Genomic DNA, 24,432 nt, shown 5'->3' with positions numbered 1-24,432 from the left:
GAGGAAATTCAAATGAAAAAAACAATTATTGCATTATCTATCGCAGGTTTTGTTGCTTCTGTGCAAGCGGCACCTCAAGCAAATACGTTCTATGCCGGTGCGAAAGCCGGTTGGGCATCTTTCCATGACGGTCTTAATCAATTTGAAAATTCTGCAGAAAAGAAAGGAACAGTTCGTAATTCAGTAGCTTATGGTATTTTTGGTGGTTACCAAATTACCGATCATGTCGCTGTAGAGTTGGGTTCTGAGTATTTCGGTCAAGCAAAAGGTCGTAAAGATAAAGACGAAGCTAAACATACCGCTCAAGGGATGCAATTAGGCTTAAAAGCCAGCTACCCTGTATTAGAAGGCTTGGATATTTACGGTCGTGTAGGTGCGGCGTTAATTCGTTCTAATTATCTTAATGTTGAAAAATTCGAAAGTGATAAAGATGTAAAAAACACTTTAAAAGTTTCTCCGGTTTTCGCAGCGGGTGTTGAATACAGCCTACCTTCTTTACCGGAATTGGCATTACGTTTGGAATATCAATGGGTTAAAGGCGTTGGTAAAGCACTTAAGAAAAGCGGTGGTGAACGCTTAGATTATACACCAAGTATCGGTGCAGTAACACTTGGCTTATCTTACCGTTTCGGTCAAAAACCGGTTATGGCACCTGAAGTAGTAAACAAAGTGTTCAGCTTAAATTCAGATGTGAATTTTGCCTTCGCTAAAGATACATTAAAACCTGAAGCTCAACAAACATTGGACGGTGTTTATGGTGAAATCGCACAATTAAAAACTGCACAAGTTTCTGTTGCCGGTTATACAGACCGTATCGGTTCTGATGCGTCAAACTTAAAATTATCACAACGTCGTGCGGATACTGTAGCAAATTATTTAGTCTCTAAAGGTGTTGCTCAAGATGCCATTAGTGCGGTTGGTTACGGTGAAGCAAATCCGGTGACTGGTATGAAATGTGATGCGGTTAAAGGTCGCAAAGCATTAATCGCCTGTTTAGCAGAAGATCGTCGTGTTGAAATCTCAGTGAAAGGTAGCAAATAATATCGTTATCCTTTAGTAGATTTTATAAGCCCTAAATATTTATTTAGGGCTTTATTGTATTATGCTACAATTCAGCCCGAATTTACCTTATAAGAGATATTATGGAAACTTTAGACAAAATTAAAAAACAAATCAGTGAGAATCCAATTCTTATTTATATGAAAGGATCGCCTAAATTCCCGTCGTGTGGATTTTCTGCAAGAGCGGTTGAAGTATTAATTAATTGTAATGTCCCTTTTGGTTATGTTGATATTTTACAACATCCGGATATTCGAGCGGCATTACCGAATTATGCTAATTGGCCTACTTTTCCGCAATTGTGGGTAGAGGGGGAATTAATTGGTGGTTGTGATATAATGCTAGAAATGTTTCAACAGGGAGAGTTGCAACCTCTATTATCTGAAGTCGCAGCTCGTTATCCACAATAAATTTTTTATCGAAGGTGTGTTTTGACACACCTTTTTTCTCATTGAGATTTTAGGTATTGCTATGAAAATTCAGCAATTTCGTTATATTGTTGAAATTGTTAATCAAAATATGAATGTTACTGATGCGGCTAACGCATTGTTTACTTCTCAGCCCGGTATCAGTAAACAAGTTAGGTTGTTAGAAGATGAGTTGGGTTTAGAGATTTTTGAACGCAATGGTAAACATATTAAAGGCCTAACACCGGCAGGGGCAAGAATTGTCGCCGTGGCAAGGGAATTATTAGTCAAAACACAAAATATTAAAGCAATTGCCAATGAATATACTCGTCCAAATTGTGGAGTTTTACGTATTGCGACAACAAATACGCAGGCTCGTTATATGTTACCTTCCGTCATTAGACGTTTTTCTAAACAATATCCGGAAGTAAGTTTACATATTCATCAAGGTTCTCCTACGCAAATTTATGACGCTCTTTTATTCGGTGAGGTTGATTTTGCAATTACAACAGAAGCACAATATCTTTTTGATGACGTTGTTTTATTGCCTTGTTATATGTGGAATCGCTCAGTAATTGTCAAACCGGAACATCCTTTGGCTCAATGTAAGAAATTGACAATTGAAGCACTTGGTCAATATCCTCTAGTGACTTATACCTTTGGTTTTACAGGGGGATCTGATTTAGACTATGCTTTTAATAGTGCGGGGTTATTGCCTAACATTGTTTTCACAGCGACAGATGCCGATGTTATCAAAACCTATGTCCGTTTAGGGTTAGGCGTAGGAATAATGGCATCAATGGCACATACTGAGGCTGACAATGATTTAGTTGCACTTGATGCAAGCCATTTATTTAGATCGAGTATGACACAAATAGCGTTTAAACATGGTATTTTTTTAAGAAATTATATGTACGATTTTATTCAATATTTCTCACCGCACTTAACCCGAACATTAGTTGAGCAAGCTGAACGTTTAAGAGATAATAATGCGGTAAAGAAATTGTTTGAGCATATTCAATTAGATAATAGATAAAAAATAAATACCTACAAAAATATTATGGAGATTTATTTTTAAGATAGATTTTATAGCGTTTTCACTGATTTGCGAATAACAAGCTCAGGATAAATTTCTATAATTTCATGTTCTTTCCCCTTTTCACTAATCCGTTTAAACAATAGGTTAATTGCCTGTACCCCTAAACGGGATTTTGATTGATGTATCGTTGTTAAAGGGGGAGAAAAGAAGCGTGAGGCATGAATATTATCATAACCAATAACTGAAATATCATCAGGCACTTTCAAACCTTTTTCTCCAATTGCTGAAATTGCACCCAATGCCATAACATCGTTACAACAAAAGACCGCAGTCGGCAGTTTATCTTGCACAAGAATTTTATTCATACATTCATAGCCATCTTCCGGTTCAAAGAAGCCCTCCATGATCCAGTCAGGATTGATAGCCAGATTTGCTTCTTGCATTGCTTTTTCAAATCCCTGATAACGCATTACTGCGGTAGTTTTTTTTAATTCTCCGGAAATAATCGCAATATCTTTATGACCATTATCAATCAGATATTTGGTCGCAATATATCCACCGGAGAAACTGTTATCTTGGATAAGATCCGTATTTTCATTAAATGGTCCCCAATCCATGACAACCATCGGCAAATCTTCGAATGCGGCAAGGAGATTAAGAGAGTTTTGAGTATATTCAGCACACATAACGAGTAAGCCGTCAACACGTTTTTTAGCCAGCATGTCGAGATGGTTTTTGATTTTCTCCGGATTATTTTGCGTGTTGCATAGAAATAGAGAATAACCTTGTCGATAACAAAGCTCTTCCACGGAATGAATAATTTCTGCAAAATAGGGAGTTTCACAGGTTGTAACAATCATTCCTATAGATTTTGTTGTATTGACTTTTAAACTCCTGGCAACCGCACTTGGTGAGTAGTTGAGGTTTTTTATTGCTTGCAAAACTTGTTGTTCAGTTTCTTTTGCAACAAAACGTGTTTTATTGATGACATGGGAGACCGTTGTTGTGGATACTCCTGCCATTTTTGCCACATCTTTAATTGTTGCCATAATATCTCTCCATAAAATTTCACCTATTATAAAGATTGAAATGCTTAAGGTGAATGTTTATCACTTAAATTTATGTACTAAATTACAATTTTTTAATTTCATTCATTTAAGACTAGGCTAATGAGTTAAATTTCTTTAAAATACGAGCGTTATCGCATAACTCCGAGCTTGTTTACCTAAGTTGAAAAATAAGGAAACAATGCCAGCAAATATAATTGCTCAGGGATAATATTGGAAACGACTTATCCTTTCTTATTTAAAAAGGTGTCTAGTGCAAAGATCTATTTCTATTCATAATGTTATTGAAAATCATCTTATTGATGCGTTTCAACGTAAATACTATTATTTACGCTTGTCTGTCACGGATATGTGTAATTTTCGTTGTAACTATTGTTTACCTCATGGCTATCGAGCGGAAAGCACAAAACCCAGTTTTCTGAATCTGGTTGAAATTAAACGATTGGTGAATGCCTTTGCACAATTAGGTACAGAAAAAGTTCGTATTACCGGTGGTGAGCCGACTCTTCGTAAAGATTTCCTGTCCATTGTTGAAAATATTCGTGCTATTGAAACAATAAAAAATATTGCATTGACGACTAATGGCTACAAAATGGCTAGACAAGTTGAGGATTGGAAAAAAGCGGGAATCAGTGCAATCAATGTGAGCGTGGATAGCCTTGATCCTAAAATGTTTCATGCGATTACCGGCGTTGATAAATTTCACGATATTATGCGAGGAATTGACCGTGCTTTTGAAATTGGTTATGAAAAAATTAAAGTGAATTCAGTGTTAATGAAATCCCTCAATGATAAGGAGTTTGATCAATTTTTAATGTGGGTCAAAGAGCGTCCTATTCAAATGCGATTTATTGAATTGATGCAAACCGGCGAAATGGCTCAATTTTTTCATCAATACCATTTATCAGGTCAAATTTTAGCGGAAAAACTTATAAGAGAAGGGTGGAGCATACAGAAAAAAGAACGTGCGGATGGACCGGCAAAGGTATTTGCACATCCTGATTATAAGGGCGAAATTGGATTGATCATGCCTTATGAAAAAAATTTTTGCACAAGTTGTAACCGTCTAAGAGTTTCGGCAAAGGGAAAATTACACTTGTGTTTATTTGGTGAAGAAGGAATTGATCTACGAGATTTATTGCAATTTGATGAGCAGCAGAACCAGTTAAAAAGTCGAATTTTTACAGCATTGCAAAGTAAAAGAGAACATCATTTTTTACATATTGGCGATAGCGGTGTTCGAAATCATTTGGCGAGTATTGGAGGATAAAAGGAAAATATGACAACATTTACGCATATCAATCATCAAGGTGAAGCGAACATGGTAGACGTATCTGCTAAACAAGATACTGTTCGTGAAGCAAGAGCGGAAGCATTCGTTCGAATGTCGCCGGCAACATTGGACATGATCCTGTCAGGGCAACATCATAAAGGTGATGTGTTTGCTGCTGCACGTATAGCCGGAATTCAAGCGGCAAAACGTACTTGGGAACTTATTCCCTTGTGTCATCCATTGTTATTATCAAAAGTTGAAGTAAATTTGACCGCACTTCCTGAGATAAGTAGTGTTCGTGTTGAAAGTATATGTAAATTAAGTGGAAAAACCGGCGTTGAAATGGAAGCATTAACAGCAGCCGGTATTGCTGCATTAACTATTTATGATATGTGCAAGGCAGTACAAAAAGACATTGTTATTGAACAGGTTAGATTACTTGAAAAGAGCGGTGGAAAATCAGGGCATTTTATTGCTGAATAGACAAGAAGTGAATTTATAAAGATGTTAAAAGTATTATTTTTTGCACAAACGAGAGAGTTAATCGGTGTTGATGAATTAGACGTTAAAGCGGAATTTGCAACAGCAGAGCAGTTACGTCAACATCTCAGCCAAAAAGGTGATAAATGGGCATTAGCTTTAGAGAAAGGGAAGCTATTGGTTGCGATTAATCAAACGCTTAAACCGTTGGAAAGTGCGGTTCGTTCCGGAGATGAAATTGCATTTTTTCCACCTGTTACGGGAGGATAAATGACAGATATTAAAATTTCCGTTCAAGAACAACATTTTGATCAAAATGCAATTTACCAATGGTTGACCGAGCCTCATAGCGTAGGTGCTGCGGTTATTTTTATCGGTAAAGTAAGAGAGATGAATTTAGGCGATTCGGTTTCCGGTTTATATTTGGAACATTATCCGGCAATGACAGAGAAAGCCTTGCAGGAAATTGTTGTCGAGGCAAAAAAACGTTGGCAACTTTATCGAGTTGCAGTTGTGCATCGTGTCGGTTTGTTAAATACGGGTGATGAAATTGTCTTAGTGGGTGTCAGCACAGCTCATCGAGGTGATGCTTATCAGGCTAATGAATTCATTATGGATTATTTAAAAAGCAAAGCCCCTTTTTGGAAAAAGGAACAAACTTGCCAAGGTACACGTTGGATTGAACATCGAGAATCCGATCAACAAGCGTTGGAAAAATGGTAAATCAAAAGGTTTATATTATCCTTTATACCGACACCATTAATGTTGCTCAATAATATGTTTCACAATGTGGAACAATCCAAATGTAGCGGTTATTTATCTGTGATTGAGATCACTATTTTAAGAAATAGGCTAATTATTATTAGATTTAGTGTATAATTTTATTTATTATTCTATTTCTGAAATAACACTTCATTTTGTACATGACAATATTGAAATAATTAAGGTGATTTTATGCGTTTAATTCCATTAAAAACAGCACAACAAGTCAGTAAATGGGCTGCAAAATATATTGTTGACCGTATTAATACATTCGCTCCTACTGCAGAACGTCCGTTTGTACTAGGTTTACCAACGGGAGGAACGCCATTACAGACATATAAAGAGTTAATTAAACTGTATCAAGCGGAGGAAGTGAGTTTTAAATATGTTGTAACTTTTAATATGGATGAGTATGTAGGTCTACCTAAAGAACATCCTGAAAGTTATCATTCTTTTATGTATAATAATTTCTTTAATCACATCGATATTCAGCCACAAAATATTAATATTTTAGATGGGAATACAGATGATCATGATGAAGAATGTCGCCGTTATGAAGAGAAAATTAAATCTTACGGTAAGATTAACTTATTTATGGGCGGTGTAGGGGTTGATGGGCATATTGCCTTTAATGAGCCGGCATCTTCTCTTGCCTCTCGTACTCGAATTAAGACATTAACAGAAGATACATTAATTGCCAATTCTCGTTTTTTTGATAATGATGTAACTAAAGTGCCTAAATATGCACTTACTATTGGAGTTGCAACTTTATTAGATGCGGAAGAAGTTATGTTGTTGGTAACAGGACATAATAAAGCCTTGGCTTTACAAGCTGGTGTTGAAGGAAATGTTAATCATTTTTGGACAATTAGTGCATTGCAATTACATCGTCATGCTATTTTTGTTTGTGATGAACCGGCAACACAAGAATTAAAAGTAAAAACGGTTAAGTATTTTACTGAACTGGAACAACGTGCTATTCATAGCGTGCTTGATTAAAAGGACGAAAAAATGAAATATGCCTTTATAAATTGTGTGATCTATACGGCTAAAGAAGTGCTGTACGGACATGCAGTAGTGGTTGAAAACGATAAAATTTCAGCCATTGTTTCCGAAGAACAGCTATGTAATGAAATTCAACGTATTGATTTAAAAGGTAATAATTTAACCGCTGGTTTTATTGATTTGCAGTTAAATGGTTGTGGGGGCGTAATGTTTAATGAAGATATTAGTGTCCGCACATTAGAGATTATGCAAGAAACGAATTTACGCTCCGGTACGACAAGCTATCTTCCGACTTTTATCACTTCACCTGATGAAGGGATGAAAAGTGCGGTGCAAGTCATGCGAGATTATTTGGAAAAATATCAAAATCAAGCATTGGGTTTGCATTTAGAAGGACCTTATCTAAGTGTTGAGCGTAAAGGTGTGCATCGTGATGAATATATTCGAGAAATTACGCCCGAGATGAAATCTTTCTTATGTGATAATGCGGATGTCATTACCAAAATTACTTTAGCAGCAGAAAATCCAACCGCAAAACATATTCCTGAGTTTGTAAAAAATGGGATCTTGGTTTCTTTAGGACACAGCAATGCAAGCTATGAAGTTGCAAAAAAGGCTATTCAACTAGGAGCAGGTTTTGCAACACATTTACATAATGCTATGTCGCCAATTAGTTCCGGACGTGCAATGGGTGTCGTTGGTGCAGTATTAGATAGTGATATTTATAGCGGTATTATTGCCGATGGTTTACATGTGAGTTTTGAAAATATCAAACTGGATAAAAAGTTGAAAGGCGATAAACTTTGTATTGTGACTGATGCGACAGCTGCCGCCGGAGCCAATATTGAATCTTTTCAATTTGTTGGAAAAACAATCTATGTGCGAGATGGAAAATGCTATGACGCTAATGGTACATTAGGCGGTGCGGCGGTCACTATGATAGAGTCGGTAGAAAATATGGTGAAATATGTTGAAGTTCCTCTAGATGAAACTTTACGTATGTGTAATTTATATCCGGCTCGTGCAATCGGCGTTGATGATAGATTAGGTTCGATTGAAGTGGGCAAGATTGCAAACTTAACTGTCTTTGATAATCAATTTAACGTGATTGGTACCGCAGTGAATGGTGAGTGGAAAACTTATTGTAATTTATAGTCAACGACGTCAAATCCTTCGAAAAAAAATTCAACAATGTTTAAGTTGAAAATTAGTTCAGCAAATAAGGCAAATATTATGATATTTGCCTTAAATTTTATAATTTTTGCATTTGATGATGAGTGAAATTGAGCATTATATCCGCTAATTTTTCGCCATGAGGTAAAATGAGATGTGGTGCAATTTCATAAAGAGGAATGATAACAAATTCACGATTTTTCATATCGTAATGAGGAATTGTTAAGCGTTCATTTTGGATAATTTCATTGCCATATAACAAAATATCTAAATCTAAAGTACGTTCACCCCAACGACGTAACCGCACTCGTCCTTGTTGGTTTTCTATATGTTGTAATTGATCCAATAGGGCTATGGGATCTAATTCGGTTTTTAAACAAGCAACCGCATTCACGTAATCCGGTTGATCTTGTGGACCAAGAGGTTTACTTTGATAAAAAGAACTTACCGCACTTAATTTACAACTTTTGAGTTGAGCTAATGAACCTAGTGCCAGATTTAGTTGTTGTATAGGCGTATCAAGGTTACTTCCTAAAGCGATATAAACAGTCTTCATGATGATAGCGTAGATTTCCGATGTTTTTTTGAACGATAAAATTTCTTCTTCGGTTTCGGATTAAGGCGTTGTTGTTCTTTTATTAAACTTTCACGTTGATCTTGGTTACTAAGTTGATATTCATGCCACCAAGTTGCCAATTCAATTGCCTCACCCCCCTCTATTTGTGCACGCATAACGAGGAGATCAAATGCCGCCCTAAATTTGGCATGTTCCATGACTCGCATCGGAGCAGAACCGGTGCGTTTAAGCAGTTGAAGCTGTAGAAACCAAATATCTCGGATGACAGTTGTATGACGACGTGGTGCGGCAAGTGCGGTACAAAAAGCATCTAAAATATCATTACTTGCTAGAGCATAAGCATCATGATTATTGAAACTACCTTCATTTTTGAGTATTTCAACTTTCTCTCTTAGCGGATACCAGAAGAAAGCGGCAAACAAGAAGGCAGGATTAATTGGTAAGTTATCGGCAACTCTTTCATCTGTAGAGGTAAGAGCGGTAATAATCATTTTTTCTGCAAAGCTATCCGCTTTATCGGTGAAATAAGGTGTAAGCGTGGGAAATAATTGATCAAATAATCCATATTCACGTAACAACTGATAAGTTTTTATACCATAACCCGCTTGTAAAAGTTTTACACTTTCGTCAAAAAGTCTTGCCGGAGGAATATTTTTTAATAAATGAGCCATTTTTTTGATAGGTTCTTGGCTAGGCTTATCCAAAAACATATCCAGTTTTGCCATAAAACGAATAGAACGAAGCATGCGTACAGGATCTTCTTGGTAGCGTTTAACTGGATCGCCAATTAAACGTAACTTTCCGGCTTTGAGGTCTTCAATGCCGTTGAAATAATCACGTAATGTATTATTTTGCGGATTATAATAAAGGGCATTGACGGTAAAATCACGGCGTTCGGCATCTTGTTCAATAGTTCCATAAACATTGTCACGCAATAGCATACCGGCATTATTTTGTTTTGCTTGGCGTTCATTATGATTGTCCGAGTGTGCTGCACGGAATGTTGCCACTTCAATAATATCACGTCCAAACATAATATGAGCTAAACGGAAACGACGCCCCACTAAACGACATTGTCGTTGAAAGATAGCTTGAACTTGCTCAGGTTTAGCATTAGTTGCAACATCAAAATCTTTTGGCTTTTTGCCTAATAATAAATCTCTTAAACAACCGCCAACAATATAAGCTTCATAACCATTACGATGTAATTTTTCTACAACTGACAGTGCATTACGACTGATCATACGTGGCATAATTCCGTATTGAGACGCCTTGACAACATATTTATTGTGTTGATTTTTGTGTATCGATCGCTGTTTTGTTGCAATAAAAGGCGACTCAGTTCGCATTTCCTGAGAGATAGTTTTATGTTTTGAAGTAGAAACTGTTAGAGGCAAATTTGAGCTTGGTAATTTAGCTACTTTATTTTTTTTTCTTAACAGATTTTGAATAAATTTTAAAATAATAAACCCCTTTTTTAATATCTTGTGGTTTTATAAAAATTCAAAAGTGCGGCAGAGAAGACCGCACTTTATTCGTATGAACACTAACAATTGATTTATGTTCTAAAATTTCTTTTAAGCTAACAAACCAACTATCAAAAAACGTTTCCAAAATTTATTTTTACATTATCCAAATTTGATCAATTGGTTAACCGATCATTTGTTTTTCACGAATTTCAGCTAACGTTTTACAATCAATACAAAGATCTGCTGTCGGGCGAGCTTCTAAGCGACGAATACCGATTTCTACACCACAGGAATCACAATAACCGAAATCGTCTGTTTCTAATTTTTTCAATGTATGTTCAATTTTTTTCATTAATTTACGTTCACGATCTCTCGCACGTAACTCCAAACTAAATTCTTCTTCCTGTGTTGCACGATCAGCAGGATCCGGAAAGTTCGAAGCTTCATCTTGCATATGTGCTACAGTACGAGATGTCTCTTCCTGAATTTGTGTTTGCCAAGCCTGCAAAATTTTTCTGAAATGAGAACGTTGCTCATCGTTCATATATTCTTCGCCTTTTTTTTCTTTATAAGGGTCAACGCCGGCGAGCACTAATAAACTTAAAGATGACTTAGACATTTAAATCTCCTAATAATTATTCATTCTGTGGCTTACAATTGATTGTAACTTAAGAAAGCACTTTGCAAACTGGTTATGATTGTTCAAAAACTCCAAAAAATGGAACAGCTGATTTTAAAGGCGCTATAAATATCAGAAGTTGCTCAAATAAGCAAATAAATTTATGTTAACTCTTCATTTTTTTCTATTATTTTGTTGATTTTGTGATTTGTATTCCAAGATAAGTTTATCTGACTTGGTTTTTATGGGTATTTTTTTCATATTGTAGATTAAGAATTAATTAATCTTCAATTTATCAATGAAATTCAACCTTGATCATTACCTTTTTGTTATTTTAGCGAGTGCAATGACATTGCTAATTTCGCCTCGTATTTTTTTATTGAATTGGCAATGGATATTGATCTTATGTCTTGTTCTTGGGTTAGGATATATTGGTGTTAAAGCAGTATTTTTTCGCTGTGTTCTAAAGCTATTTTTCATTTTTGTTCTTGGGTTGGGATTTTTTCATTATCAAGCATTAAACTTGTTGGAACAAAGTGAGCATATTACCCGCTTACCTAAAAAAGTACAAACTAACGTTAAAATAGCTGAAATTATTCAGCAGAAAGACTATCAAGCAGTGATCGCAGAAGGAAAATTCACCTCATCTTTGCCAACACAGCGAATTTATTTAAATTGGCGTACTGAGCAAGAAGTTCAAGTTGGTGAAATTTGGCAAGTAAATATGCACATTCGTCCGATTTCTTCTCGATTAAATATAGGAGGATTTGATCGTCAAACCTGGTATTTAGCAAAAGAAATTACAGCTTATGCCACAGTAAAAAGTGCGGTGAAAATTGGTGAGGATTTTTCTTGGCGAGCTACTCGACTGAATCAAGCTTTACAACAAACTTCCAATTTAGTTTCACAAGGTTTATTGCTTGCATTGGGTTTTGGTGAAAGAGCATGGCTAGACAAGGAATTATGGCAACTCTATCAACAAACCAATACCGCACATTTAATTGCAATTTCAGGGTTGCATATTGGGTTAGCTATGTTCATCGGTTTTACATTAGGGCGAGCTATTCAATTATTATTCCCTACTCGTTATATTGAACCTTATTTTCCTTTAATATTAGGGCTTTTTTTAGCATTCTGTTATGCAGAATTGGCGGGATTTTCAATTCCTACTTTTCGTGCGATTGTCGCTTTATTTATAGTTTGTTTATGTCGTATATGTCGAGTTTCCTATAATGTTTGGCAACTATTTTTGCGGGTTATTTGTGTTTTACTGATACTTAATCCATTTATGTTATTGTCAGCCAGTTTTTGGCTATCAATCGGAGCGGTAGGTTGTTTGATCATGTGGTATCAATGGATACCGCTAAATTTATTTTTATGGAAAGAAAAGCCTTTGGCACAATCTTCCTTGAAAAAAGTGCGGTATTTTATCGGTCTTTTTCATTTGCAATTTGGGCTTTTGTGGTTTTTTACACCTATCCAACTCTTAATTTTTAACGGTATTGCCTTAAATGGATTTTGGGCTAATTTATTATTGTTGCCTTTGTTCAGTTTTTTGTTAGTTCCACTTATTCTTTTTGCTGTACTGACGGAAGGTGCGTTAAATAGTTGGAATATAGCTAATCAGCTTGCTATATGGATCAATCAATTGTTAAAGCTGTTACCAAATCAGTGGATCAATATTTCTCTTGCAGAAAGCTATTTTATTTCAGCTATATTAGCTTTGCTCTTCACCTTATGCTGTAAATGGATTATTAAGTGTTCAACCGACGATGATTTATCTTTATTGAGAAAAGTTAGAAAAAAAAGTTTTTACCCTATACGGTTGAATTTTTCGGACGGTTTTTCACATAAAAAATATCAATATGGTATGGTGGTCAGTTCAGCTATGTTTGTTATTTTTTTATGTCTGTGGTTTTTTTCGCTATATGAACAAGGGCGATTAAAAAACACACAATGGCAATTTGATACTCTAGATGTTGGTCAAGGATTGGCAAGTTTATTGGTAAAAAATCAACATGGAATTTTGTATGATACGGGAGCAAGCTGGAAAAATGGTAGTATGGCAAAAATTGAGATTATTCCTTATCTAAGAAGACAGGGTATTATTCTTGATAAAGTTATATTAAGTCATGATGATAATGATCATGCAGGTGGAGTAAAAGATATTTTCCAAGCTTATCCTAATGCTGAGTTTATCAGTCCCTCATTAAAAAAGTACGAGAATTCTCCAGAAAATAGACCGCATATTGCTTGTCAAAAAGGAAAAATATGGCATTGGCAGGGGTTATATATTGAAGCCTTATCGCCAAGTAAAATTGTGATGAGAGCCAATAATCCGGATTCTTGTGTGCTGATAATTTCAGATGGACAGCATAAAATATTATTAACAGGAGATGCTGATGTGGCGACTGAATATAAAATTTTGTCTGACTTGGGTAAGATTGATGTGTTACAGGTCGGACATCATGGTAGTAAAACGTCAACCGGTGAGAAATTACTACAGCATATTCAGCCTAAAATTGCTTTAATTTCCAGTGGACGTTGGAATCCGTGGGGATTTCCGCATCAAGATGTCGTCAAACGCTTAAATGCGGTTGAAAGTGCGGTCTATAATACGGCCATTTCCGGCCAAATCCGTTTAACATTTAAAGGAAAAGATATTCAAATTCAAACCGCAAGGACAGAGTTTAGCCCTTGGTATAGAGGATTAATTGGCTTGTAATTTAAATAAATGTATAATGCCACTCAATTTTTTTACGATAGAAGTATGAATATGCAAGATAAAGATCTTTCTACATTACAAACATTTAAACGGCTATGGCCAACAATAGCACCTTTTAAATTAGGCTTAATTGCTTCTGCTGCAGCATTGGTATTTAATGCTTTAGCTGATGCGGCACTCATCCAAATGTTAAAACCGGTGTTGGATGAAGGTTTTGGTAAAGTTGACAATTCGCTCTTGAGAATAATGGCTATTGTGGTGGTTTTGTTAATATTTGTTCGTGGGGTCACCAATTTCATTTCAACTTATTGTCTAGCTTGGGTTTCGGGTAAAGTTGTGATGGTGATGCGTCGTAGATTGTTTAGGCATTTAATGTATATGCCCGTTACTTTTTTTGATCAGAATTCGGTAGGGAGGTTACTGTCACGTATTGTTTATGATAGTGAACAAGTAGCAAATTCTTCATCAGGTTCGCTAGTTACAATTGTACGTGAGGGGGCTTACATCATAGCTTTACTCACGGTCATGTTTTATACCAGCTGGCAATTGGCTTTGGTGCTTTTTATTATTGGTCCAATTATCGCGATTATCATTCGTATAGTGTCAAAAAAATTTCGTGAATTGGGAAAAAATTTACAAAACTCCATGGGAGATTTAACCTCTTCAGTAGAACAAATGTTAAAAGGCCATAAAGTTGTTTTAGCTTTTGGCGGACAAAAAATTGAAGAAGAGCGTTTTGATCAAGTAAGTAATAATATGCGTCGTAGAGGCATGAAAGTTATGGTAGCTAGTGCAATTTCCGATCCGGTTGTACAAATAATAGCCTCATTTGCACTTGCTGCCGTTTTATTTTTGGCAACGCTACCGGAAATCATGACACAAAATCTCAGTGCGGGTTCATTTACTGTCGTTTTTTCATCAATGCTTGCTATGATGCGACCACTAAAATCTTTAACTAACGTAAATGCACAATTTCAGCGTGGAATGGCGGCTTGTCAGACTTTATTTGCATTATTAGATCTCGAAACTGAAAAGGATACAGGGAAACATGTTGTAGATACAGTTAAAGGGGAAGTGCGGTTTGAAAATGTTACTTTCAGTTACAGTGGAAAAGAACATCCGGCATTGAATAATATTTCTTTCACTATTCCGCAAGGTAAAACCGTTGCATTAGTGGGACGATCCGGTTCAGGTAAATCGACTATAGCCAACTTGGTTACTCGTTTTTATGATGTTGAACAAGGTAAAATTACTTTAGACGGGGTGAATATCCAAGATTATACTTTGGCAAATTTACGTGAACATTGTGCGGTTGTTTCACAGCAAGTTCATTTGTTTAACGATACTATTGCTAACAATATTGCTTATGCAGTTACAGAGAAATGTACTCGTGAGCAAATTATTGAAGCGGCTGAAGCGGCTTATGCTATGGAGTTTATCGAAAAATTAGAAAATGGTTTGGATACCGTGATTGGTGAGAACGGTGCGAGTTTATCAGGCGGACAGCGTCAACGTTTGGCTATTGCTCGAGCCTTATTACGAGATTCTCCGGTTTTGATTTTAGATGAAGCAACTTCTGCTTTAGATACAGAGTCGGAACGTGCAATCCAAGCCGCTTTGGAAACTTTGCAGAAAGATAGAACAGTATTGGTTATTGCACACCGCTTATCAACTATTGAGAAAGCAGATGAAATATTAGTGATTGAGCAGGGTGAAATCAAAGAGCGAGGTTCTCATCAAGAGTTACTAGCCTTAAATGGTGCTTATAAACAGCTACATAGCACGCAATTTAATCATTAATGTTAATTGGGCTTTTCGCCCAATTTTTACTTTATAGAGAGATAGAATGAAACAACTTTTTGCGACTACGTCACGTGGTTTTGAAGAACTTTTAAAAGTTGAATTAACGGATCTTGGTGCTCAAGAATGTCGAGTTGTACAAGGTGGAGTTCACTTTATTGCGAATGATGAAACGCAGTATCGCATTTTATTATGGTCAAGATTGAGTTCTCGGATTTTGTTACCGCTTATTACAACAAAAATTTATAGTGATTTAGATTTATATTCTGCTATTGTTGGACAAAATTGGTTGACTCATTTTGATGAACGAGTCACTTTTTTGGTAGATTTTAACGGTACTAATAGAGAAATTCGCCATACTCAGTTCGGTGCAATGCGTGTTAAAGACGGTATTGTAGATTATTTTGAGCGTCATGGAAAAACACGTCCAAATGTGGATAAAGAGTATCCCGATATTCGTATTCATGCCTATTTAAATCAAGATGAGTTAGTTGTATCTCTCGATTTGAGCGGAGAGGCGTTGCATCTGCGAGGTTATCGTGAAGATACAGGGAAAGCACCTTTAAGAGAAACATTAGCTGCTGCAATTGTTTTACGCTCCGGTTGGGAAAAAGGGACACCTCTTGTTGATCCTATGTGCGGTTCCGGTACTTTATTGATTGAAGCAGCACAAATGGAAGCTCAGATAGCACCACAATTACATCGTTTACATTGGGGATTTGATTTTTGGAAAGGTCATAATCAAGTTGTATGGGAAAAAGTAAAGCAAGAGGCGGTTGAGCTTGCAGAGCAGGCATTTAATCGAAAATTAACACCGCACTTTTGGGGCTTTGATTTGGATCATCGAGTATTGAAGAAAGCACAGAAAAATGCTCAAAATGCAGGGGTCTCACATCTCATTAAATGGCAACAAGGTGATGTTGCAGGATTGAAAAATCCAACTGAACAAGAAATAGGAACAGTGATTTGTAATCCGCCTTATGGTGAAAGATTAGGCACTACTCCGGCTTTAATTGCTTTATATTCTGTATTCGGTCGTCAATTAAAAACAGAGTTTGCAGATTGGAACGTTTCAATTTTTAGTGGAGAACCTGCATTGCTGGATTGTTTACGTTTACGTGCGTATCGTCAATTTAAGGCAAAAAACGGTCCTTTAGATTGTGTCCAAAAAAATTACCATATTGCTGTTCGTAAACAGGTAGAAAGTGCGGTTGAAAATTCGCAAGAAAAAACATTGACTTTTGTATCGGAAAATACACAAGTTGCACAAGATTTCGCTAATCGTTTACGTAAAAATATCAAGAAAATTGATAAATGGGCTAATCAACAAAAACTGGATGCTTATCGTTTATATGATGCCGATTTACCTGAATACAATTTGGCGGTTGATCGCTATGCGGATCATATTATAGTACAAGAATATGCGGCACCTAAAAATGTTGATGAAAATAAAGCTCGTCAGCGTTTATTGGATGCTGTAAGTGCTATTTTATCGGTAACAGGTATTGAAACGAATAAATTAATTTTAAAAGTACGTCAAAAACAAAAAGGCACCAGTCAATATGAAAAACTCGCTAATAAGGGAGAGTATTTTTATGTGCATGAATATGGTGCAAAATTATGGGTAAATTTAACTGATTATTTGGATACAGGGTTATTTTTAGATCATCGTTTGACCCGTAAAATGCTGGGAGAAATGGCTGTCGGGAAAGATTTTCTTAACTTATTTGCTTATACAGGATCTGCAACGGTTCATGCTGCGTTGGGGTTGGCAAAATCAACAACCACGGTAGATATGTCAAATACTTATTTAAATTGGGCAGAACAGAATTTGTTGTTAAATGATATTGAAGGTAAACAGCATAAACTAATTCAAGCGGATTGTTTGCAGTGGTTGAATAAATGTGATCGTCAATTCGATTTGATTTTTGTTGATCCTCCCACATTTTCTAATTCTAAAAGAATGGAAGATAGCTGGGATGTTCAACGTGATCATATTAAGTTAATGGCAAATCTAAAGCGTATCCTACGAACAAATGGAACTATCGTTTTTTCCAATAATAAACGAGGTTTTAAAATGGATATAGACGGTTTGCAAGAATTAGAGTTAAGTGCGGTAGAAATTTCTGCTAAAACTTTACCTTTAGATTTTGAACGGAATAAACAAATTCATAATTGTTGGATTATTCGACATCAATCATAAACGGTTATTAAAAACAACATAAGATGCTTTTTATCTGAATTGTATAATCTATATGCGAACAACACTGAAATCAAAAAAAACATTAAAAAATAGTTGACGAGTAAGGTATATATCAGCATAATTAGCCCCGCAAAGCCGATGAGGGTAATGCAAATAATATGGCTATGTAGCTCAGTTGGTTAGAGCACAACACTCATAATGTTGGGGTCACAGGTTCGAATCCCGTCATAGCCACCATGTTTGCGGGACTGGCGAAATTGGTAGACGCACCAGATTTAGGTTCTGGCGCCGCGAGGTGTGTGGGTTCAAGTCCCTCGTCCCGCACCATTCATTAGCTTGCAAGTCTTTAGTTGGTGGGGTATCGCCAAGCGGTAAGGCACCGGGTTTTGATCTCGGCATTCCTAGGTTCGAATCCTAGTACCCCAGCCATACTATCTTAAGCACTTCTTAGTTAATTCAGATTTAGAATATCTATTGGGGTATCGCCAAGCGGTAAGGCACCGGGTTTTGATCTCGGCATTCCTAGGTTCGAATCCTAGTACCCCAGCCATCTTATTTTTCGGTTTTTCATCTTGTTACAGAAATTGTGTTCTTTGCTTTTACTTTTTATATGTTTTTTTATTTGTTTGCTAACTTCTTAATTTCTAGAGTTTATTTCTTTTTATTTTTTAAAAAATAGCATTAAAATCTAGTAAAGTTAAATATTTTGGATTTATATAATTATTTTTTGTTTATAAATCTTCTTTATTAGAATTTTATTTTTTATTTTTCTCTTGTTTTTATATTTAAATATTTTAGAATTTTAATTCGTTAGATGGTTAGTAGGAATTTTTATGAAAGAAAATCAACAAGTAAATCAATCTTTTTGGGCAAAAAAATTAAGTGCACTGGGTCCTGGTATTTTAATGGCTTCAGCGGCTGTTGGCGGTTCGCATATTATTGCGTCGACACAGGCAGGTGCTATTTATGGTTGGCAATTAGCCATTATTATTCTTTTAGCGAATTTATTTAAATATCCATTTTTTCGTTTTGGTGTGCAATATACTTTAGATAGCGGTAACACGTTACTTGAAGGTTATCGCCAAAAAGGGAAATCTTATCTATGGGTATTTTTCTTATTAAATGTTTTTTCAACGGTTATTAATACTGCCGCAGTAGGCTTGCTTTGTGCGGCGATTTTAACTTTTGTATTACCGATTTCTGTTCCGGTTCCTACATTGAGTCTGATTGTTATTGGCGTTAGCTTATTTATTTTGTTATTTGGGCAATATCGTTTGCTAGATAGTTTATCTAAACTCATTATGATTGCATTAACATTGACAACATTAACTGCTGTAATTATTGCATTAATGCGTAATGGTATTAATGGCGTTGCTTCGCAAGATTATATTGCCCCAAATCCATGGAGTCTAAGTGCACTTGCTTTTATTGTTGCATTGATGGGCTGGATGCCTGCACCAATTGAAATTTCTGCAATCAATTCAATGTGGGTAGTCGCTAAACGCCGTATTTCAAAAATATCTTATGAGGACGGCATTTGGGATTTTAATGTCGGTTATATTGGTACTGCAATTTTAGCCATTGTATTTCTTGCACTGGGTGCACTAGTCCAATTTGGTTCAGGTGAAACGGTTCAAATGGTTGGTGGAAAATATATTGCACAATTGATTAATATGTATGCTTCAACGATTGGTGAATGGGCAAAGGCACTTATTGCATTTATTGCTTTTATGTGTATGTTTGGTACAACAATTACGGTAATTGATGGATATTCTCGCTCAAATGTGGAATGTTTACGTTTAATTTTAAATAAAAAACAAAGTAGTTTAAGAACATTAAATTTAGCGATATTATTTGCCGCACTTTCCGGATTAGCGATTATTTTCTACTTCAATAATGCTGTCGGTCCAATGTTAGAATTTGCCATGATCGCTTCTTTTGTTTCAACGCCTATTTTTGCGTGGTTAAATCTTTCGCTTGTATTAAAGGGCGAACATCGGATAAGAGGCGGGTTATTTTGGCTTTCTATAATCGGTTTAGTGTATTTAACTGCATTCACATTATTATTTATTGCCTATCAAGCAGGATGGTTTGCTTAAAGGTAGAAAGCGACACTTAGTTGTCGCTTTTTGTGTGAAATGATCATTCAATTAGCGGAAAAGTGCGGTGAAAATCAGGAGAGTTTTATACAATAAAATGTCTATTTTTTATGCAAAAATGTTAAGAGATATTTTCCACTATATTTCCAAATAACGATCCCAATCACTGCTAGGCTTACCACAATCGGTGCTAAAGTTACACTTTTTGATGACCAATAATAATGGATTGCTGCACAGATAATTGCTATATAGGCAAGCTGGTGTATTTGAAACCAACGTTTACCAAGCCATTGTTTTATTTGGGGCAACGATGTTATTGCCATTACTGACAAAATGAGAAAAGCAATGCCGCCTAAAATCAGATAAGGACGAGTTATAATTTCATTTATGAATAATGAGAAATCAAATCCTAATTCCAAGAAAAGATAGCTGGCAACGTGCAATAATGCCAATACAAATGCCCATAAACCAAGAGGACGGCGTAAAATTTGGTATTGGTTTTTATTCAATAGTTGCAATAGGATACTGAGTAAAAACATAGCACAGAAAATCAAAATAGCTGTATAGCCTAAGAAATGTTCAATTTCTTTGATCGGATCGGCACCAAGTGCGGTTTCATTTCCTGAGAAAAGCACGAAAAGCAACCACACCAATGGGGCGAAACAGCACAAGTGAATAATGATGCGTAATAATGCCAACATTAGTAATTGCTCCTTAAATCCAATCCCTTGTATAAATGTGCCACTTCCTGTTCATAGCCATTAAACATAAGTGTAGGCTGGCGTTTTACACTTAATAATCCGCCGGCACCAATAACCCGTTCAGAGGCTTGAGACCAACGAGGGTGATCTACTTTAGGGTTTACATTGGCATAAAAGCCATATTCATTCGGTGCAAGGCTTTCCCAAGTAGTGCGTGGGCGTGTTTCCGATAGAGTAATTTTGACAATAGATTTAATACTTTTAAAGCCATATTTCCAAGGTACAACTAAGCGAATTGGTGCTCCATTTTGCGGTGGTAATGCTTTTCCGTACAAACCTACCGACATTAACGTGAGAGAGTGCATTGCTTCGGCGAGGGTAAGTGCCTCAATATAAGGATAATTAATACCGCCCCCAAAGAAATGATTTTTTTGCCCCGGCATTTGCTCGGGATCATACAAAGTATGAAATACCACATATTTCGCTTTACTTGTCGGTTTTGCTTTTTCTAATAATTTATTGAGTTCAAAACCAATCCAAGGCACAACCATCGCCCAAGCCTCCACGCAGCGGAAACGATAAATACGTTCTTCTAATGGAAATTGAGTGAAAAGCTGATCATAGTTGAGCGTAAAAGGATTTTCGACTTCTCCTCCAATTTCCAGTTTCCACGGGTTTACTTGAAATTTTTTGGCATAGTGTGCAGGAGATCCTTTATCTACACCGAATTCATAGAAATTGTTATAGCCGGTAACTTTATTTTCAGGCGTTAAAATTAAAGTTGTGGCTGTCGATTTTTTATATTCAAGGGATTTCAAGCTGTTACTGTCTTGTGCAAAACTAAACGTTGGTAATGCAGTTGCCACCGCACTTAATCCGAAGGCTTTAATAATTTTACGACGTTGGTGGAAAATTTCTTCAGGTGTAACATCGTGAGAAGTTAATTTTTTCATTCTTAAATCCTATATTATTAGCGTATAATTTGTATAGTCAGAGAATGATGAAAAATCTTACATTATTTTGTCAAGGAGAATGATTGTGAGTGAAACAAAACATATTTCTCAAGCAGATCTTGAAGAAATTCGCTTACAAATGGTTAAATTTGCTGTTTTGCAGTTGAAGGATCTTGATTTAGCTGAAGATGTGGTACAGGAAGCCTTAACAAGTGCGGTAAAAAATATCCGCACTTTTGAGGGACGAGCAGCATTGAAAACGTGGATATTTGCTATTTTAAAAAATAAAATCATTGATTTAATTCATAGTCGTAACCGCATGATTAACGTTTCTGAAATTTATGAAGAAGATGCACCGAACGCTTTTTTTAATGATAAAGGACATTGGGATTTAAACCATTTTGAACCTAATGAATGGTCAGATATTCAAAGTGCTACCTACAAAGAGGAGTTTTGGATTGTTTTTGATGCTTGTTTAAATCGGTTGCCGGCTCAGCAAGCACGCATTTTTATGATGCGAGAGTATTTGGAATTGGATAGCGAACAAATTTGTCAGGAATGTGAGATTTCTACGTCTAATTTACATGTATTGTTGTATCGAGCTAGACTTCAGTTACAGGCATGTTTATCTAAAAATTGGTTTGGAGGGAAAAAATAGATGAAAAATTGTAAAGAAATTACTGAATTGATTTCTTTGAGTAATGAAAAAAAATTAGCGTTCTATCAAAAATGTGCAATTAATATTCATTTATTATTTTGTCCTTATTGTCGAGCATTTAAAAAGAATGATCGGCAGATCAAGCGATTAATGCAAGAATTTAAACAAAAATAGTGCATACTTGTGAAATATTTTCGTTATTTCTCTGAGGTTGTATCTAATAAAGCCAAATATTCTTCCAGTTGTTCAATAGCCTCAGAACACCGTTGTTTACGTTGTTGTGTAATTGCGATTTGTTGGCTGTAGGTTTGCTTATCCTGTAATAATGTAGCCTCTTCAAAGCAATCTCGTTGTCGTTCTAATTTTGTGTTTAAAGCCTGTAATGCTTCATAATATTTGCTTAAACGCTCCCTTGGAGGAAGTTTATTCAGTGCAATTCTTTGTTTTTCCCGCCGCTCTTGTACAGATTGCAGACTTGTATCGTTATGCTGAAATTTGATGTTTGTTTTAGCATTTGTTTGTGATAACGCCTCTGAGAGAGCCTTACATTGTCCTTTTAATTTTTCACTATAAAAAGTATATTTTTGTACATTATCATCATTGATTTTTTCTAATTGAGTTAAACATTGACGAATTTCTTTCAGGTAAAACGATAAACTCTCAAAGTCTTGGCTAAATAAAGTGCGGTCAAATTTGGCATAGATTTTTTGCTTGGAAGGTATATGAGAATAACGAGAGAAAAACTCGTCAACTTTTTGTTTAAGTAAGATAATAACAGGAGATTGTTGCATAAGTTAAAAAATTTGAGTGCCATGCCATAGGCACTCAAAGTAAGTTATTAAAGGAACATTGCCGCAATCCAACCAAAAAGAATGAGCGGAATATTGTAGTGGATGAATGTTGGTACAACAGAATCCCAAATATGATCATGTTTACCGTCCATATTTAAGCCGGATGTCGGACCTAAAGTTGAGTCTGAGGCAGGTGAGCCAGCATCGCCCAGTGCGGCAGAAACACCGATAATTGCAACAGTTGCCAACGGTGAGAATCCAAAGGAAAGACAAAGCGGTACATAAATAGATGTAATAATTGGTACAGTTGAAAAGGATGAACCGATTCCCATGGTAATAAATAGACCTACAAGCAACATAAGAAATGCAGCTAAACCTTTATTTTCTGCACCCAAGCCTTGGCTGAAATTATCCACCAAAATTGTTACACCGCCAGTTGCATTAATTACCGCAGCAAAGCCCGAAGCGGCAATCATTACGAAACCGATCATTGCCATTAATTTTAAGCCTTGTTGGAAAATATCGTTGCTTTCTTTTAGTTTAAAAATACCAAATACTGCGAAAATAATGAGACCGACAAGACCAGCGATAATTGTTGAACTGGTTATCAGTTGTAAAGCGAAAGTGAGTACAATTGCGACCGCACTTACAATCACATGGAAGGGCTTAATATTTGCAATGTGCTTTTCGATTTCTTCAGTTGTAGCATTTAAACCGGCTGAAACATACTCTCGAGGTTTACGATAAGTGACGAAAACTGCGGTTAATAAACCGATAACCATACCGATAACCGGAATTGCCATTGCCAAAGAGACTTCTGCTACACTGGTTTTTAAGCCGAGTGAAGCACCTACTTGATTAATATTTTTCACTAAAACACTATCAATAAAAATTTTACCGAAACCGACAGGGAGAAGCATGTAGGTTGCAGTCAATCCAAATGTCAATACGCAAGCAACCGCACGACGATCAACTTTTAGTTTATTAAAAATTGCAAGGAGCGGAGGAATAACAATTGGAATAAATGCGATGTGTACAGGTAATAAGTTTTGCGAAGAAATTGAGAATAACACTAGTATGGCAAGAATAAAGTATTTAAATCCAGCCATTGAATTACCTGTTGGCGATTTACCTAAGCGTTTAATTACTTTAAAAGCAAGTAGATCGGTAATACCTGATTTAGAGATGGCAATAGCAAAAGCACCTAAAATTGCATAGTTCATTGCAACTTCAGCCCCCCCGCCTAAACCGCCTGTGAACGCTTTTATTGTTTCATTAATGGTTAAATCGCTACATAGCCCGGCAACTAATGCTGAGATAACTAATCCCATAACAACATTAATTCGCATAAGACTTAAGGCGAGTAACACAATAATGGAAATTACTACTGGGTTAGTTAATAACATAATGTTCTTCCTTATGGTTACTTAATTTTTTGAGGAGAACTCTTAATCTACTCGAAAAAAGGAGAGATTTAAAGAGGAAATTAGTATTATTTAATGAAAATGACAGTTATGATAAAACGAAGATAAAAATAAGAAAGTAATTACTGCGTAATTCATTCCATTCAAT

23 protein-coding genes, 4 tRNA genes and 1 riboswitch are annotated in these 24,432 nt (G+C 36.0%); of the genes, 19 read left to right on the top strand and 8 right to left on the bottom strand.

Annotated features, from left to right (window positions below; all coding sequences use genetic code 11):
* The first annotated feature begins 12 nt into the window (after nucleotides 1-12).
* The 3 genes from ompA to cysB all read left to right on the top strand — a co-directional run bounded on the left by ompA (nucleotide 13) and on the right by cysB (nucleotide 2,502).
* Nucleotides 13-1,041 carry a porin OmpA gene (ompA, locus tag HNR69_RS07780; protein WP_135026485.1) on the top strand — a complete coding sequence of 343 codons (1,029 nt, stop codon included), beginning with the start codon at nucleotides 13-15 and terminating at the stop codon, nucleotides 1,039-1,041.
* A 101-nt stretch (nucleotides 1,042-1,142) separates the two neighbouring features.
* Nucleotides 1,143-1,469: a Grx4 family monothiol glutaredoxin gene (gene grxD / locus HNR69_RS07775; protein ID WP_012340652.1), complete on the top strand. Its 327-nt coding sequence runs from the start codon at nucleotides 1,143-1,145 to the stop codon at nucleotides 1,467-1,469.
* 61 nt (nucleotides 1,470-1,530) lie between these two features.
* On the top strand, nucleotides 1,531-2,502 hold the full coding sequence (gene cysB / locus HNR69_RS07770) for an HTH-type transcriptional regulator CysB (RefSeq protein WP_012340651.1): 972 nt from the start codon (nucleotides 1,531-1,533) through the stop codon (nucleotides 2,500-2,502).
* 50 nt (nucleotides 2,503-2,552) lie between these two features.
* Here the strand turns inward: cysB and purR are convergent, their stop codons facing one another.
* A complete protein-coding gene (gene purR, locus HNR69_RS07765) occupies nucleotides 2,553-3,554 on the bottom strand; it encodes an HTH-type transcriptional repressor PurR (protein ID WP_075294355.1) in 1,002 nt (333 codons plus the stop codon).
* Nucleotides 3,555-3,702: 148 nt separating this feature from the next.
* Nucleotides 3,703-3,837: riboswitch (molybdenum cofactor riboswitch) on the top strand.
* On the opposite strand from purR, the gene moaA reads away from it, so the two are divergent.
* From moaA to nagA, 6 genes are all read left to right on the top strand, one after another.
* Nucleotides 3,826-4,842 (top strand): GTP 3',8-cyclase MoaA, encoded by a 1,017-nt coding sequence (gene moaA / locus HNR69_RS07760; protein WP_075294373.1) that lies wholly within the window; start codon nucleotides 3,826-3,828, stop codon nucleotides 4,840-4,842. (Overlaps the previous riboswitch by 12 nt.)
* 9 nt (nucleotides 4,843-4,851) lie before the next feature.
* Entirely contained in the window at nucleotides 4,852-5,328 is a 477-nt protein-coding gene (gene moaC, locus HNR69_RS07755; RefSeq protein WP_075294356.1) for a cyclic pyranopterin monophosphate synthase MoaC, read from the top strand.
* 21 nt (nucleotides 5,329-5,349) lie between these two features.
* Nucleotides 5,350-5,595 (top strand): molybdopterin synthase sulfur carrier subunit, encoded by a 246-nt coding sequence (moaD, locus tag HNR69_RS07750; protein WP_075294357.1) that lies wholly within the window; start codon nucleotides 5,350-5,352, stop codon nucleotides 5,593-5,595.
* Nucleotides 5,596-6,048, top strand: a complete 453-nt coding sequence (gene moaE, locus HNR69_RS07745) for a molybdopterin synthase catalytic subunit MoaE (RefSeq protein WP_075294358.1) — start codon at nucleotides 5,596-5,598, stop codon at nucleotides 6,046-6,048.
* Nucleotides 6,049-6,279: 231 nt separating this feature from the next.
* Nucleotides 6,280-7,086, top strand: a complete 807-nt coding sequence (gene nagB / locus HNR69_RS07740) for a glucosamine-6-phosphate deaminase (RefSeq protein WP_012340645.1) — start codon at nucleotides 6,280-6,282, stop codon at nucleotides 7,084-7,086.
* A 12-nt stretch (nucleotides 7,087-7,098) separates the two neighbouring features.
* Nucleotides 7,099-8,247 (top strand): N-acetylglucosamine-6-phosphate deacetylase, encoded by a 1,149-nt coding sequence (gene nagA, locus HNR69_RS07735; protein WP_012340644.1) that lies wholly within the window; start codon nucleotides 7,099-7,101, stop codon nucleotides 8,245-8,247.
* 97 nt (nucleotides 8,248-8,344) lie between these two features.
* Here nagA and folK read toward each other — a convergent pair whose 3' ends face one another.
* From folK to dksA, 3 genes are all read right to left on the bottom strand, one after another.
* Nucleotides 8,345-8,821, bottom strand: a complete 477-nt coding sequence (folK, locus tag HNR69_RS07730) for a 2-amino-4-hydroxy-6-hydroxymethyldihydropteridine diphosphokinase (RefSeq protein ID WP_012340643.1) — start codon at nucleotides 8,819-8,821, stop codon at nucleotides 8,345-8,347.
* Nucleotides 8,818-10,191, bottom strand: coding sequence for a polynucleotide adenylyltransferase PcnB (gene pcnB, locus HNR69_RS07725; RefSeq protein WP_232451468.1), 1,374 nt, complete (start codon nucleotides 10,189-10,191; stop codon nucleotides 8,818-8,820). Before pcnB ends, folK begins: the two co-directional genes overlap by 4 nt.
* 301 nt (nucleotides 10,192-10,492) lie before the next feature.
* A complete protein-coding gene (dksA, locus tag HNR69_RS07720; RefSeq protein WP_012340641.1) occupies nucleotides 10,493-10,930 on the bottom strand; it encodes an RNA polymerase-binding protein DksA in 438 nt (145 codons plus the stop codon).
* A 298-nt stretch (nucleotides 10,931-11,228) separates the two neighbouring features.
* Between dksA and HNR69_RS07715 the strand changes: the two genes are divergently transcribed.
* From HNR69_RS07715 to HNR69_RS07680, 8 genes are all read left to right on the top strand, one after another.
* Nucleotides 11,229-13,655, top strand: coding sequence for a DNA internalization-related competence protein ComEC/Rec2 (locus tag HNR69_RS07715; protein WP_075294360.1), 2,427 nt, complete (start codon nucleotides 11,229-11,231; stop codon nucleotides 13,653-13,655).
* Nucleotides 13,656-13,706: 51 nt separating this feature from the next.
* Nucleotides 13,707-15,455, top strand: coding sequence for a lipid A ABC transporter ATP-binding protein/permease MsbA (gene msbA, locus HNR69_RS07710; RefSeq protein ID WP_041605303.1), 1,749 nt, complete (start codon nucleotides 13,707-13,709; stop codon nucleotides 15,453-15,455).
* 46 nt (nucleotides 15,456-15,501) lie between these two features.
* Complete coding sequence (gene rlmKL, locus HNR69_RS07705) at nucleotides 15,502-17,658, top strand: bifunctional 23S rRNA (guanine(2069)-N(7))-methyltransferase RlmK/23S rRNA (guanine(2445)-N(2))-methyltransferase RlmL (RefSeq protein WP_075294361.1); 2,157 nt, start codon at nucleotides 15,502-15,504, stop codon at nucleotides 17,656-17,658.
* A 160-nt stretch (nucleotides 17,659-17,818) separates the two neighbouring features.
* A tRNA-Met gene (locus HNR69_RS07700) sits at nucleotides 17,819-17,895 on the top strand.
* 5 nt (nucleotides 17,896-17,900) lie between these two features.
* Nucleotides 17,901-17,985 (top strand) — tRNA-Leu (locus HNR69_RS07695).
* 27 nt (nucleotides 17,986-18,012) lie between these two features.
* Nucleotides 18,013-18,087: transfer RNA gene (locus tag HNR69_RS07690), tRNA-Gln, on the top strand.
* 46 nt (nucleotides 18,088-18,133) lie between these two features.
* Nucleotides 18,134-18,208 (top strand) — tRNA-Gln (locus HNR69_RS07685).
* Nucleotides 18,209-18,491: 283 nt separating this feature from the next.
* Nucleotides 18,492-19,757, top strand: a complete 1,266-nt coding sequence (locus HNR69_RS07680; protein ID WP_075294362.1) for an NRAMP family divalent metal transporter — start codon at nucleotides 18,492-18,494, stop codon at nucleotides 19,755-19,757.
* A 101-nt stretch (nucleotides 19,758-19,858) separates the two neighbouring features.
* Here the strand turns inward: HNR69_RS07680 and msrQ are convergent, their stop codons facing one another.
* Together msrQ and msrP are read right to left on the bottom strand one after the other, a co-directional pair.
* Nucleotides 19,859-20,458, bottom strand: a complete 600-nt coding sequence (gene msrQ, locus HNR69_RS07675; RefSeq protein ID WP_075294363.1) for a protein-methionine-sulfoxide reductase heme-binding subunit MsrQ — start codon at nucleotides 20,456-20,458, stop codon at nucleotides 19,859-19,861.
* Nucleotides 20,458-21,411 (bottom strand): protein-methionine-sulfoxide reductase catalytic subunit MsrP, encoded by a 954-nt coding sequence (gene msrP, locus HNR69_RS07670; RefSeq protein ID WP_075294364.1) that lies wholly within the window; start codon nucleotides 21,409-21,411, stop codon nucleotides 20,458-20,460. Before msrP ends, msrQ begins: the two co-directional genes overlap by 1 nt.
* A 79-nt stretch (nucleotides 21,412-21,490) precedes the next feature.
* Between msrP and HNR69_RS07665 the strand changes: the two genes are divergently transcribed.
* Entirely contained in the window at nucleotides 21,491-22,069 is a 579-nt protein-coding gene (locus HNR69_RS07665) for a sigma-70 family RNA polymerase sigma factor (protein WP_075294365.1), read from the top strand.
* The gene (locus tag HNR69_RS07660; RefSeq protein ID WP_011609170.1) at nucleotides 22,070-22,243 is read left to right on the top strand and encodes an anti-sigma factor family protein; all 174 of its coding nucleotides are present in this window, start codon (nucleotides 22,070-22,072) and stop codon (nucleotides 22,241-22,243) included.
* 23 nt (nucleotides 22,244-22,266) lie between these two features.
* Here the strand turns inward: HNR69_RS07660 and priC are convergent, their stop codons facing one another.
* Both priC and HNR69_RS07650 read right to left on the bottom strand, forming a co-directional pair.
* Entirely contained in the window at nucleotides 22,267-22,860 is a 594-nt protein-coding gene (gene priC, locus HNR69_RS07655; RefSeq protein ID WP_075294366.1) for a primosomal replication protein PriC, read from the bottom strand.
* A gap of 47 nt (nucleotides 22,861-22,907) precedes the next feature.
* Complete coding sequence (locus HNR69_RS07650; protein WP_075294367.1) at nucleotides 22,908-24,266, bottom strand: Na+/H+ antiporter family protein; 1,359 nt, start codon at nucleotides 24,264-24,266, stop codon at nucleotides 22,908-22,910.
* Nucleotides 24,267-24,432 lie beyond the last annotated feature (166 nt).

It is taken from the genome of Histophilus somni (assembly GCF_014202395.1).
In the GTDB taxonomy this organism is placed as follows: domain Bacteria; phylum Pseudomonadota; class Gammaproteobacteria; order Enterobacterales; family Pasteurellaceae; genus Histophilus; species Histophilus somni.
Note: the sequence above shows the minus strand (reverse complement) of the source record. Positions and strands in the feature narration are given on the sequence as shown.